The sequence below is a fragment of the Citrobacter sp. KTE30 genome (assembly GCF_000398825.1).
GTDB classification, from domain to species: Bacteria; Pseudomonadota; Gammaproteobacteria; order Enterobacterales; family Enterobacteriaceae; genus Citrobacter; species Citrobacter freundii.
In genome coordinates this window covers 3,885,726-3,899,140 of record NZ_KB976055.1, presented here as the reverse complement: position 1 = coordinate 3,899,140, position 13,415 = coordinate 3,885,726, and the positions used below count along the sequence as shown (strand labels likewise).

At 52.9% G+C, this 13,415-nt stretch carries 11 protein-coding genes; 6 read left to right on the top strand and 5 right to left on the bottom strand.

Going from position 1 to position 13,415, the window contains the following annotated elements; genetic code table 11:
* Positions 1-11 precede the first annotated feature (11 nt).
* Positions 12-1,904, top strand: a complete 1,893-nt coding sequence (gene parE, locus WC1_RS04715) for a DNA topoisomerase IV subunit B (protein ID WP_003024571.1) — start codon at positions 12-14, stop codon at positions 1,902-1,904.
* 40 nt (positions 1,905-1,944) lie between these two features.
* On the opposite strand, the gene WC1_RS04720 is transcribed toward parE, so the two are convergent.
* Entirely contained in the window at positions 1,945-2,796 is an 852-nt protein-coding gene (locus tag WC1_RS04720; RefSeq protein ID WP_016150987.1) for a helix-turn-helix transcriptional regulator, read from the bottom strand.
* Positions 2,797-2,961: 165 nt separating this feature from the next.
* On the opposite strand from WC1_RS04720, the gene WC1_RS04725 reads away from it, so the two are divergent.
* From WC1_RS04725 to WC1_RS04735, 3 genes are read left to right on the top strand one after another with little or no spacing between them, the layout of a single operon-like run.
* Positions 2,962-4,782 carry a DUF2264 domain-containing protein gene (locus WC1_RS04725; protein ID WP_016150986.1) on the top strand — a complete coding sequence of 607 codons (1,821 nt, stop codon included), beginning with the start codon at positions 2,962-2,964 and terminating at the stop codon, positions 4,780-4,782.
* A 10-nt stretch (positions 4,783-4,792) separates the two neighbouring features.
* Positions 4,793-6,061: an oligosaccharide MFS transporter gene (locus WC1_RS04730; protein WP_016150985.1), complete on the top strand. Its 1,269-nt coding sequence runs from the start codon at positions 4,793-4,795 to the stop codon at positions 6,059-6,061.
* A gap of 23 nt (positions 6,062-6,084) precedes the next feature.
* Positions 6,085-7,275 (top strand): glycoside hydrolase family 88 protein, encoded by a 1,191-nt coding sequence (locus WC1_RS04735; protein ID WP_003846324.1) that lies wholly within the window; start codon positions 6,085-6,087, stop codon positions 7,273-7,275.
* Between the two features lie 72 nt (positions 7,276-7,347).
* Here the strand turns inward: WC1_RS04735 and WC1_RS04740 are convergent, their stop codons facing one another.
* From WC1_RS04740 to qseB, 4 genes are all read right to left on the bottom strand, one after another.
* Positions 7,348-7,662: a putative quinol monooxygenase gene (locus WC1_RS04740; protein WP_003024557.1), complete on the bottom strand. Its 315-nt coding sequence runs from the start codon at positions 7,660-7,662 to the stop codon at positions 7,348-7,350.
* Between the two features lie 30 nt (positions 7,663-7,692).
* A complete protein-coding gene (locus WC1_RS04745) occupies positions 7,693-8,274 on the bottom strand; it encodes an NAD(P)H-dependent oxidoreductase (protein ID WP_003838153.1) in 582 nt (193 codons plus the stop codon).
* Positions 8,275-8,383: 109 nt separating this feature from the next.
* The gene (gene qseC, locus WC1_RS04750) at positions 8,384-9,733 is read right to left on the bottom strand and encodes a quorum sensing histidine kinase QseC (RefSeq protein WP_016150984.1); all 1,350 of its coding nucleotides are present in this window, start codon (positions 9,731-9,733) and stop codon (positions 8,384-8,386) included.
* Positions 9,730-10,389: a quorum sensing response regulator transcription factor QseB gene (qseB, locus tag WC1_RS04755; RefSeq protein WP_003024547.1), complete on the bottom strand. Its 660-nt coding sequence runs from the start codon at positions 10,387-10,389 to the stop codon at positions 9,730-9,732. The genes qseC and qseB overlap by 4 nt, the downstream gene beginning before the upstream one ends.
* A gap of 150 nt (positions 10,390-10,539) precedes the next feature.
* On the opposite strand from qseB, the gene WC1_RS04760 reads away from it, so the two are divergent.
* Complete coding sequence (locus WC1_RS04760) at positions 10,540-10,938, top strand: YgiW/YdeI family stress tolerance OB fold protein (protein WP_003024544.1); 399 nt, start codon at positions 10,540-10,542, stop codon at positions 10,936-10,938.
* Between the two features lie 118 nt (positions 10,939-11,056).
* Positions 11,057-13,315: a DNA topoisomerase IV subunit A gene (gene parC, locus WC1_RS04765; RefSeq protein WP_003024543.1), complete on the top strand. Its 2,259-nt coding sequence runs from the start codon at positions 11,057-11,059 to the stop codon at positions 13,313-13,315.
* Positions 13,316-13,415: the final 100 nt, after the last annotated feature.

Genomic DNA, 13,415 nt, shown 5'->3' with positions numbered 1-13,415 from the left:
TTATTTAAACCATGACGCAAACTTATAACGCTGATGCCATTGAGGTACTCACTGGGCTTGAGCCGGTACGCCGTCGCCCTGGGATGTACACCGATACGACCCGTCCGAACCATCTTGGACAGGAAGTGATTGATAACAGTGTGGATGAAGCACTGGCGGGCCACGCGAAACGCGTGGACGTGATCTTACATGCCGACCAGTCTCTGGAAGTCATTGATGACGGACGCGGCATGCCAGTAGACATTCACCCTGAAGAGGGCGTTCCGGCGGTTGAGCTGATCCTCTGTCGTCTGCACGCGGGCGGCAAGTTCTCCAACAAGAACTACCAGTTCTCCGGTGGTCTGCACGGTGTGGGGATCTCCGTTGTTAACGCCCTGTCCAAACGTGTGGAAGTGAACGTACGCCGCGATGGGCAGGTATACAACATCGCGTTTGAGAATGGCGATAAAGTGCAGGATTTACAGGTTGTCGGTACCTGCGGCAAACGCAATACCGGGACCAGCGTGCACTTCTGGCCGGATGAAAGCTTCTTTGACAGCCCGCGTTTTTCTGTTTCGCGCTTAACGCACGTACTGAAAGCCAAAGCGGTACTGTGCCCGGGCGTTGAAATCACCTTCAAGGATGAGGTCAACAACAGCGAACAGCGCTGGTGCTACCAGGATGGTCTGAATGACTATCTGAGCGAAGCGGTGAATGGCCTACCGACGCTGCCGGAAAAACCGTTTATCGGTAATTTCAGCGGTGAGACGGAGACGGTGGACTGGGCGCTGCTCTGGCTGCCGGAAGGCGGTGAGCTGCTGACCGAAAGCTATGTGAACCTGATCCCAACTATGCAGGGCGGGACGCACGTCAACGGTCTGCGTCAGGGTCTGCTGGATGCGATGCGCGAGTTCTGCGAATACCGCAATATTTTGCCGCGCGGCGTGAAGCTGTCGGCGGAAGATATCTGGGATCGCTGTGCTTACGTGCTGTCGGTAAAAATGCAGGATCCGCAGTTTGCCGGACAAACCAAAGAACGCCTCTCTTCGCGTCAGTGTGCGGCGTTTGTTTCTGGCGTGGTGAAAGATGCCTTCAGCCTGTGGCTGAACCAGAACGTACAGTCAGCTGAACTGCTGGCTGAGATGGCGATTTCCAGCGCCCAGCGTCGTCTGCGTGCGGCGAAAAAAGTGGTGCGTAAAAAGCTGACCAGCGGTCCGGCGCTGCCGGGTAAACTGGCGGACTGTACTGCACAGGATCTTAACCGCACCGAACTGTTTCTCGTCGAAGGTGACTCCGCAGGCGGTTCCGCCAAACAGGCGCGCGATCGTGAATATCAGGCGATCATGCCGCTCAAAGGTAAGATCCTCAATACCTGGGAAGTCTCTTCTGATGAAGTTCTGGCGTCTCAGGAAGTGCACGATATTTCGGTAGCGATCGGTATCGATCCGGACAGCGACGATCTGAGTCAGTTGCGTTACGGTAAGATCTGTATCCTGGCGGATGCGGACTCCGATGGTCTGCACATCGCCACGCTGCTGTGCGCACTGTTTGTGAAACACTTCCGCACGCTGGTGAAACACGGTCACGTGTACGTGGCGCTGCCGCCGTTATACCGTATCGACCTCGGTAAAGAGGTGTATTACGCGCTGACGGAAGAAGAGAAAGCGGGCGTACTGGAGCAGTTAAAGCGCAAGAAAGGTAAGCCGAACGTGCAGCGCTTTAAAGGACTGGGTGAAATGAACCCGATGCAGCTTCGTGAAACCACGCTGGATCCGAACACCCGTCGCCTGGTGCAGCTCATTATCGATGATGAAGACGATCAGCGCACCAACGCAATGATGGATATGCTGCTGGCCAAGAAGCGTTCTGAAGACCGTCGTAACTGGTTGCAAGAGAAAGGCGACCTGGCGGATCTCGAAGGCTAATTGATCGTTGAATGCCGGAAAAGCAACGTGCTTTCCGGCGTTATTGTTTATGCCGCTTGCGATACTGCAACGGCGTCTCGCCAATGCCTTTACCGAAGGCGCTGATGAAGTATGTTACCTCTGAAAATCCCACCTTTTGAGCAATCTCCCGCACGCTGATTTCACTGTGTAACAGCGCTTCACAGGCTTTGCGTAACCGCAGCGTATTGAGATAGTCGAGAATGCTCTCGCCCGTTTCCATCTGGAAGCGGCGGGATACATAGCTTTTTGATTTATTCAGCTCCTGCGCCAGCGCTGCCAGACTAAATTTGTGAGTGTAATGTTCATCCAGCCAGAACATCACCTGACTGGCAATTCCGCTGCTAATTTCCGGCATATTGCCATTATCGTCGGGTAACAGGCTGAATAAATTGACTAACAGACAGGCAACCTGCTCAGTGCTCAGCGGTTTTTGAGCGGCCATTTTTTCATAACGGCTGAAGAGAAAATCAACATGTGGATGAACATTCGCCGCGTCGACGACCCATGCTTCACTGCCGCGAATGCTCAGATTTTGCAGATGCTGTTGAGTATGAGGCAAGTCGCGCAGCACCTTCAGTACCGCATGTTGATCGAGATGAATAATGGTACGTCGATAACCATCCCGCGCCTGCTCATCGACCCAGATCTTGTGTAGGGTAAACGGCGGGAAAAAGAACATTCGTCCCGGTCGCATGGTGTATTGCTTATGGTCAACCGTAACCACGCCAAAGCCTTCTTCCACATACAGCACTTCCAGACACTGATGCCAGTGGTGATAACGCACCGTATTGGCGAATAAACGGCTGAACGATGCAACCGCATCATTGAGGGCGATCAGCTCCAGACGTTCTTGCGGTGAGGATAAAGTCATAGTGCAATAAATTTAAATTTTTGCCGCCGAATGGTAATTTATAAACCCTATTTTTAAATTTTCTCAATCACTGTTTTACTTTAATTCTGGTGCTGTGATTGACGTAACATTTCTGCTGCTCTGCGATTCACTATTCTTTAGCCACTTAATTCAGAGGGGCAGATTATGTGGTCAGCAACTGAAGAAAAATCAAATCCATTGTCATCACGCGAAGACGTAACGTGTGCGGTTAACGCCATTTTACGTGCGCTGGATCGGCAGTTTCCGGCGGGACAGGCTCAGTTTTCTCTTGGCAATACCTGTGCTCACTACAGCGCGGATATTGCCTGTATGGAAGGGCTTTCCCGGGCGTTGTGGGGGCTATTTCCTCTGATGGCAGGCGGGGCTAAAGTGCCGTTTGCCGAAAAGTACATTCAGGCGATAAAACTCGGTACTGACCCACAAAGCCCACATTACTGGGGAGACACCGGTCCTTACGATCAGCGTCTGGTTGAGATGGCTGCTTATGGCCTGGGTCTGGCATTGTTACAGACGCAATTAACGCAGCATTTCTCCCTGAGCGAACGCGAGAATCTGCACCGCTGGCTGAATCAGATAACCGACTCGCAAATGCCGGACAGCAACTGGAACTACTTTGCGATTATCGTTCAGCTTGGTTTCAAGCGTGCGGGTCTGCCTTACGATCAGGCAGCTATCGATCGCCGCTTTGAGCTGATGGAAGCCTACTATCTTGGTGACGGTTGGTATTCCGATGGTCCCGGTCGACCGAAAGATTACTACATCTCAATGGCTTTTCACTTCTACGGCCTGTTGTATGCCACCCTCAGCCCGGATGACACCGAACGCGCTGTCGTTCTGCGTGAACGTTCGCGCTTGTTTGCCGAAGATTTTATTTACCTGTCCGCCGCTGACGGCGCATCGGTGCCGTTTGGCCGCAGCCTGACCTACCGCTTTGCCATGGTTGCCTTCTGGAGCGCGGTGGCGTTTGCCGAACTGGATGTTCTTTCGCCAGGCATAATCAAAGGGGTGATCCTGCGTCATTTGCGCTGGTGGCAGAAGCAGCCGATTTTCGATCGTGATGGCATTCTAACGCTGGGGTTTGCCTACCCGAATCTGGCGATGTGTGAAGACTACAACTCGCCGGGATCGCCTTATTGGGCATTGAAGGTTTTTTTGATTCTTGCACTGCCGGAGGATCATCCATTCTGGCAGGCTGAAGAGCTGGCGCTACCGCAACTGGTTGAAAAACGTGTTATCCCCCATGCTGCGCAGATCCTGCAGCATAGTGAGCATTCTGAGCATGTCATGATGTTGACCTCAGGCCAGCTTGAACTGAACAACTACGTTAATACCGAAGCCAAATACACCAAATTTGCCTACTCCAGCCGCTTTGGTTTCACCATTGAGCGCGGCCGTTACGGCATCAAACATGCAGCCTGTGACTCTATGCTGCTGTTGGCGGACGGCGATGGCTACTATCGTGGCCGTCGTCAGTGCGACGAGGTTCGGGTCGATGAGAATTTTATCTGGTCCCGCTGGTCTCCCTGGCATGACGTAATGATTGAGACCTGGCTTGTCCCGTTTGGCGAATGGCATCTTCGCCTGCACCGTATTAACAGTGCGCACACGCTGCAAACGGTGGAAGGGGGATTTGCGGTGATGAAAGCCGAGCCTCGGTTATGTGAGCGTGGATGCCTCCTTGCGGCATGCAACGGAACCAGCGTTATCGTTGATCTGTCGCCGTCCATAGTTCGCCAGCCAGACAGCGTGGTCACGCCGCCGAACAGTAGCATCATGTTCCCTGAATGTGCGTCGATTCCTGTGTTGACCAGCGAAATCCCGCAGGGCGAAAGCTGGCTTTGCTGCGCCGTGAGTGCCAGCGGGCAGCAAAGACAGTACTCAGCCGTTCCGCAGCTATCCATCAACAATAACCAGGTTGTTATTCAGCAACCTGAAAATGCACGCCAGTTGTCGTTCTTTTTATAGCGAGGGTGGTATGAAAAATAATTCAACGGGAAATCGGACTGAATATTATAAAATAAGCAGTTTTATATTCCTTTATTTCTTTACCTGGTCCGCAAGTATTGGTTTGTTGGCTATCTGGTTGGGGCAAAAAGCGCAGTTGAGCGGTACGGTGATCGGCACCGTATTTGCTGTGAACGGTATTTTCTCGGTTATTCTGAAGCCTATTTATGGCTATATCCTCGATAAAATAGGTATGAGCAAATATCTGCTCTATTTCGTCGTAGTGATGTCAGCGTTAATGGCACCGTTTTTTATTTATATCTATCAGCCATTATTACTCTCCAATACCATGCTGGGTATTATAGTTGGCGCGATTTACTTGAGCTTTGCGTGGTATGCCGGGGTGGCGGCCTGTGAATCTTATTCTGACCGCTACAGCCGTCTGAACGGCATGGAGTTTGGGCAGATCCGTATGTGGGGGTCGCTTGGCTGGGCGGTGGCGTCATCGTTCTCTGGCCTGCTGTTTAACCTCTCACCGGCCTATAACTTTATGCTCGGCAGCCTGACGTCAGTGGTGATGCTGGTTGTTCTGGTGAGTCTGAAAGTCAATGTCAATGCGGCCAACGCCTCGGAGGTGATAACTAAAGAGAAAATCTCCCCGACGGATGTTTACGCCCTGCTGCGTAATCGCAAATTTTGGGCATTCTGCCTGTACGTTGCGGGCGTGGCGTGGATGATGTTTATCGCGGAGCAGCAGTTCTCCCGCTACTTCGTCACTTTCTTTGCCGATGTACATGAAGGGAACGCCGTCTTTGGTTATCTGGGCACCGTGCAGTCGGGAATGGAATTTGTCATGTACATGGTCATTCCGCTATTCGTCAATTATATTGGCGCGAAGCGTGGTCTGCTGATTATTGGGGCGCTGGTGGGCGCGCGATTGGTGATATCTGGGCTATGTGACTCTCATTTATTAATTTCTGTGCTGAAGCCGCTATACGGCCTGGAGATCTGTTTATTACTGGTTTCCGTCTTCAAATATATTGCCGAGCATTTTGATAAACGTGTCAATGCGACCATGTATTTACTGGGTTATCAGGCGATGCTGTATGTCGGTAACGTGGTGGTTTCCTCTCCTGCCGGATTAATGTACGACCGGATAGGCTTTGAGAAGACATATATCATTATGGGCATTGTGGCGCTGACCTTTACATTGATATCGGCATTTACTTTATCTGCCTGTCAGAGCAAACGTGGCAAAAATATCGCTCTCGATATTGCTGAAAATACCCCTGCAAAATAATTTACGTCATAAGGAACCGAAATATGTTAAATCATATCGTTGAGGAATCGTTGCGCGTATTTCCTGGCAGTCCGGTTAATCCCGGCAGTTTTCAGGATCAAATAAGTTGCGCCCGAGAAGATGTCCTCGAATTGATTAGCCGTCATTTAACGGAATTCGGTGAACAATTTCCTGCCGAAACCTGTGTGCAAGGTTATTACCCACTGACAGAGAATGTGGAATGGACGACCAGCTTCTGGACCGGGCAGTTATGGCTGGCGTGGGAAATGAGTGGTGAGAGCAAATTTCGTGAGATGGCGGAGAAGCATGTGCGTTCGTTTGGTCTGCGTATTGCCGGACGCCACGATACCAACACCCACGACCTGGGATTCCTCTACACGCTTTCCTGTGTGGCGGCCTGGCGATTGACCGGCAATCGCGATGCTCGAGGTTTTTCCCTGATGGCGGCAGAAGCGCTGTTGGAGCGTTTTCATGAAAAGGCGCAGATCATCCAGGCGTGGGGCGATCTTCGCGATCCCGATCAGGCAGGACGGATGATCATTGACTGCAATATGAATCTGCCGCTGCTGTACTGGGCTAGCGAGCAAACGGGCGATCCGCGTTTTGCGAATGCGGCGAAGGCCCACGTTGCGCAGGCAGCCAAATATCTGATCCGCCAGGATGCGTCGACCTTCCACACCTACTATATGGACGTGCAAACCGGCGCACCGCGTTACGGTAATACGCAGCAGGGCTATGCTGATGATTCTTGCTGGTCGCGTGGGCAGGCATGGGGGATTTATGGTTTTCTGCTGAGCTATATTTACACTGGCGATACACAAATGGTGCAGCTGTCGAAAAAGCTGGCCAACTACTTTCTTAATCGCCTGCCGGAAGATGCCGTTTGCCACTGGGATCTGGCATTAGTCGGAACCGATGCGCTGCGCGATTCATCTTCGGCGGCGATTGCCGTCTGTGGTCTGCTGGAGCTGATTAAACATCTGCCGGTGACCGATCCGGATCGCGAGTGCTACCAGCAGTGGGCGATGGGGATCATGTCTTCGCTGACCAGGCATTATCTGATGGGTAAAGATGAACAGGGGAACGGGCTACTGAAACACTCGGTGTATCACCTGTCGAGCAACAAAGGGGTCGATGAGTGTGCAAGTTGGGGGGATTATTTCTACGTTGAAGCGTTAATGCGCTTCACTCAGAGCTGGAAGCTCTACTGGTAAGGAGTGCCCGGTGGCGCTGCGGTTGAATGCCGGATGGTGGCCTAAAATGCCTCATCCGGCAAATCGACAACCTTAAATACCCGACTCCAGAATTCGAATATTCATGTCCAGCACGTCACCTTTCACGGCTTCGCTGTAGGCTTTCATATGCGGGGTCTGCAAATGCGCTTCAAGATGCGCGATGCTTTCCCACTGCTCAACCATCACGATTGAATCTGGCGCTGTGGTCTGAAAACTCACACCTGCGGCATGATCCACCATCGGCGCATAGCCGTGGCAGCCTTCTTCTTTCAGTACGGTCGGAACGATTTTAGCAAACTGATCCAGTACCGCCTGGCGGTGATGTTGACCTGGACGTGTACGGATTTCTGCAATAACGGTAAGCATGGTTAACTCCTTCTAATTCCAGGTTACCAGTTAACCAAAAATTTCGGTCAGATGCTTGCGATATTCTGCGATATAACGCGGGACGTCCGGCATTTTAATCACGTCATTGGTGATAAAGGTCGGCAGCGCTTCCATTCCCAGGAACTGGTTTGCTTTATGGAACGGGAGATAGACGCCATCAACACCAACGCCATGGAAGAACTGGTCTTTTTCAGTGAAGGCTTCCATCGGTGCGTTCCAGGTCAGGGACAGCATGTATTTTTTGCCCTGAATCAGCCCGCCGGAGCCATATTTTTTAGAGGCATCTGAACGTGTGCGGCCATCGCTGGCGTACAGCGTGCCGTGACCTTCGGTAAACACGTCATCGATGTATTTTTTCACGGTCCACGGTGCGCCCATCCACCAGCCTGGCATCTGCCAGATAACCGCATCGGCCCAGACGAAATTCTGCACTTCTGTTTTTACGTCATAATCGCTGTCCGCGCGTACGACTTTAACATCATGCCCGAGGTCGCGCAGGATACCGTCCGCGACCTCGGTCAGGGTGTCATTCAGTTGGCCATTAGAATGGCCGAATTTTTTCGCCCCGTTGATAATCAGAATGTTGCTCATTTTGTGTCCTCAAGGAAATACGTTTGAGGACGATTTTACCCCCACCAGCGGTGCGGTGAAATTAGCAAAATGTGCAAAGTCTTTTGCTATTTGAGCAATAATAATGCAGTTACCAACTGACCTTAGCTTCAAACCCGCCTTCCGAAGCGTTGCCAAACGAGGCTGACATTCCATGCAGTGTTGCGATACGGCGGACAATTGACAGGCCGAGACCGCTGCCGGTCACGCTTTGTCCCGGTGGACGATAAAAACGTTCACCGATGTGTGTAAGTACCTCCGGCGCAACGCCAGGACCATTATCTTTGACGCTGAAATTGCGGGCGTTGAGCGTCACTTCCACAATGCTCCCCTGCGGACTGTAGCGAATGGCATTATCCAGCAGATTTCGTACCATCAGGCTCAGCAACAGCGGCTGTCCTGTGCGCATAATATTGTGTGCGTTAATCTGCAAACGTACGTCAATGTGCGCCTGCTGGGCCGGGTGGTAGATATCCATCACCGCGGATTGCAGTAGCTCCTCCAATGAAATTTCCGCCACATCCTGAAGATTATCGAGGGAGTCGAGGCGCGAAAGCGTCAGGAGCTGATCGACCAGTCGGGTGGCGCGTTCAATTCCCGCATGTAGCTGCGCCAGCGCTTTTTCCCGCGTTTGCGGGTCGTCGTCTGACAGTTGCACCACTTCGGTTTGCACCTTCAGCGCGGTCAACGGACTGCGCAGCTCATGGGCGGCATCAGAAGTGAAGCGGCGTTCACGCACCATCATTGAGTGGATGCGGGTAAACAGCTGATTTAGCGATTCAACCAGCGGGCGCACTTCGCTTGGCACACCTTTCGAGTCGAGCGGCTCTTCTGATTCCGGGGCGCGCCAGCGCAGAGCTTGCGCCAGTTTTTTTAGCGGCCTGAGTTCGCGACTCAGCATGACCACCAGGATCAGCAACATCAGCGGCAGCGCAACCAGCCATGGGGTTAATTGTGCAGTAAGGATCGACAGCGCCATATCCTCCCGATATTCCCACTCCTGGCCCACCACAATGCGATATTTCCCATCAGCGGAATTCAGCCACAGGAAGCGCCAGGAATCGTTGTCGCCCCTGAGTTGGCCGTCGCTAAACCCTTCCCGGCTGTAGGTGTAGGGAATATCCTGGCCATTATCGCCATCGTGTAGCACCATTTTGCCGTCGGTGGAGTAGATGGCAAACGCCAGTGCGTCGTCATCAATATGGCCATGCTTCAGTTTCTTTGGCGTGCGGGCCATATTGCTTGAGGTGGTGACATCGCTGATATCCAGCGTGCTAAGCCGCTTGGCGAACAGCATCAGTTGGGTATCAAACAGCTCATCGACATTATCGGTAGTCTGCCTCCAGGCCACAAAACTGGATACGGCCCAGGTGGCTGATGCCAGAATCAGAAAAATAAGCGTTAGCCTGACGCGCAGGCTGAGGCGTTGTGTGAGTTTCATGCGTCACCCAGGGTGTAGCCAATGCCATGCACGGTACGGATAAAGTCGCTGCCGAGCTTACGGCGTAAGTGATGAACGTGGACCTCAACCGCATTGCTGGAGACATTTTCGTCCCAGGTATACAGTTTTTCTTCAATCAGTTTGCGGGGCAGGACGCGACCTTTGTTGCGCATCAGCAGTTCCAGCAGTGCGAACTCTTTAGGTTTGAGTGACAAAGGTTCACCCGCCGCCGTGGCGACCAATGCGCCAGGATCGAGCGTTACCTGGCCATGGCGCAATGTGTTGCTGGCCTGGCCGCTGGCACGACGCACCAGCGCCTCCAGTCTGGCAGCAACTTCGATCAGCGCAAAGGGTTTACACAGATAGTCATCTGCGCCCAGGCGCAGGCCTTCAACGCGTTCCGCCAGCGCGTCGCGAGCGGTCAGAATCAGTACCGGCTCCTGCTTCCCGTTAGCTCGCCATTCTCGCAAAATGTCCCGTCCGTCTATGCCTGGCAGTGTCAGGTCGAGGATTACCGCATCATAAGGTGCGCTGTAGAGTGCTTCTTTCCCCTGGCGGCCTTCGGTAAACCAGTCAATGCTGAAACCCATTTTACTCAGTCCTGTTTTCAGGCCATCGCCAATCAACGTGTCATCTTCGATCAGTAAAATACGCATATGTTCTTCCCTGCGATAACTCATTTGCAGTCAGTAAACCTGTGGCTACAGTCTCTGTACAGTAAAAAAAGTATCTTTTTTTGCCTTAAGAACTTGTTAAGGATTAACTTATTTAATAGTCGTAAACCAACATGAAAGGGAGACATGACGATGAAAAAATTAGCTGCAATGGTTGCCGTAATGGCACTGTGTTCCGCACCTGTTCTGGCAGCTCAGCAGGGCGGCTTCTCTGGGCCAACGACAACCACTACGCAGAGCCAAAACGGCGGATTTGTCGGCCCTAACGGTAGCAGCACGACAGTAGAAAGCGCCAAATCACTGCGTGATGACACCTGGGTTACCCTGCGCGGGAACATCGTTGAGCGTATTTCCGACGACCTGTATGTGTTTAAAGATGCGACCGGCACAGTGAATGTGGATATCGACCACAAGCGCTGGAACGGCGTAACCGTCACACCGCAGGATGTGGTTGAAATCCAGGGTGAAGTGGATAAAGACTGGAACTCCGTTGAAATCGACGTGAAACAGATTACCAAAGTTGCTAAGTAATCCCCATCAGGGCCGCATTCGCGGCCCTTTTCTTTGTGACTCAACACGCCAGATAGGGTAGTATCTGCGGCAATATTGCCCTTCAATAGAGGGGTACAAAGTTGAGGAACCACGATTAATGAGCGATATGGCAGAGCGCCTGGCGCTGCATGAATTCACGGAAAACGCCTATCTGAACTATTCCATGTACGTCATCATGGACAGGGCGTTGCCGTTTATTGGCGATGGTTTGAAACCCGTTCAGCGTCGCATCGTGTACGCGATGTCCGAACTGGGGCTGAATGCCAGCGCCAAATTTAAAAAATCCGCCCGTACCGTCGGTGACGTGCTGGGTAAATACCATCCGCACGGCGACAGCGCCTGCTATGAAGCGATGGTGCTGATGGCGCAGCCGTTCTCTTACCGTTATCCGCTGGTTGACGGGCAGGGGAACTGGGGGGCGCCGGACGATCCGAAATCCTTCGCGGCGATGCGTTATACCGAATCCCGCCTGTCTAAATATGCGGAAGTCCTGCTGGGTGAACTCGGTCAGGGCACGTCGGACTGGGTGCCGAACTTCGATGGCACCATGCAGGAGCCGAAGATGCTGCCTGCGCGTCTGCCAAATATTCTGCTCAACGGTACGACCGGTATTGCCGTTGGTATGGCAACGGACATTCCGCCGCACAACCTGCGTGAAGTGGCAAAAGCAGCGATTACTCTGATTGAGCAGCCGAAAACGACGCTGGATCAGTTGCTGGATATCGTGCAGGGGCCGGATTACCCGACCGAAGCGGAGATCATTACCTCGCGCGCGGAGATTCGTAAGATTTACGAAAACGGACGCGGCTCCGTACGTATGCGTGCGGTATGGACGAAAGAAGACGGCGCGGTGGTGATTTCCGCGCTGCCGCATCAGGTTTCTGGGGCAAAAGTGCTTGAGCAGATCGCTGCTCAAATGCGCAATAAAAAGCTGCCGATGGTAGACGACCTGCGCGACGAATCGGATCACGAAAACCCGACTCGTCTGGTGATTGTCCCGCGCTCCAATCGCGTGGATATGGAGCAGGTGATGAACCACCTGTTTGCCACCACCGATCTGGAAAAAAGTTACCGCATCAACCTGAATATGATCGGTCTTGATGGTCGTCCGGCGGTGAAAAACCTGCTGGAGATCCTCACCGAATGGCTGGCGTTCCGCCGCGATACCGTGCGCCGCCGCCTGAATTATCGTCTGGAAAAAGTGCTCAAGCGCCTGCACATCCTTGAAGGCTTACTGGTGGCGTTCCTCAATATTGACGAAGTAATCGAAATTATTCGTCATGAAGATGAACCTAAGCCAGAGCTGATGTCGCGGTTTGGTATTTCTGAAACCCAGGCTGAAGCCATCCTTGAGCTGAAATTACGCCATCTTGCCAAACTCGAAGAGATGAAAATCCGCGGCGAGCAGGATGAACTGGCGAAAGAGCGCGATCAGTTGCAGGCCATTCTGGCTTCTGAACGTAAAATGAATAACCTGCTGAAGAAAGAGCTGCAGGCTGACGCTGAGGCTTATGGCGACGATCGTCGTTCTCCGTTGCAGGAGCGCGAAGAAGCGAAGGCGATGAGCGAGCACGACATGCTGCCGTCTGAGCCGGTGACTATTGTGTTGTCCCAGAGTGGCTGGGTGCGTAGCGCGAAAGGCCACGACATCGATGCGCCGGGATTAAGCTATAAAGCGGGCGACAGCTTTAAGTCGGCAGTGAAGGGTAAGAGCAATCAGCCGGTGGTGTTCGTGGACTCGACCGGCCGCAGCTATGCCATCGATCCGATTACGCTGCCGTCGGCGCGCGGTCAGGGTGAACCGCTGACCGGGAAGCTCACTCTGCCGCCGGGCGCGACGGTTGAGCACATGCTGATGGAAGGCGATGATCAGAAACTGCTGATGGCATCGGATGCGGGCTATGGTTTTGTCTGCACCTTCAATGACCTGGTAGCACGTAACCGTGCAGGTAAGGCATTGATTACGCTGCCAGAGAATGCGCGTGTCATGCAGCCGGTGGTGATTGAAGATGAAACCGATATGCTGCTGGCGATTACTCAGGCTGGTCGCATGTTGATGTTCCCGGTGAGCGATTTACCGCAGTTGTCGAAAGGCAAAGGGAACAAGATCATTAATATCCCTTCAGCGGAAGCGGCGAAAGGCGAGGATGGTCTGGCGCAACTTTACGTGCTGCCGCCGCAGAGCACGCTGACTATCCACGTCGGTAAGCGCAAAATCAAACTGCGTCCCGAAGAGTTGCAGAAAGTGACCGGCGAGCGTGGCCGTCGCGGCACGCTAATGCGTGGTCTGCAGCGTATCGACAGCATTGAGATTGACTCGCCTCGACGCGCCAGTCACGGCGACAGCGAAGAATAACGCTACCGTCCGGCTCTCCCTGTTAAAGCCCAGGGAGAGCCAACGTTAAAAATTCCCGTGAAACCGTTGTTTATTCGTGCGTTGCGATTAACAATACGCT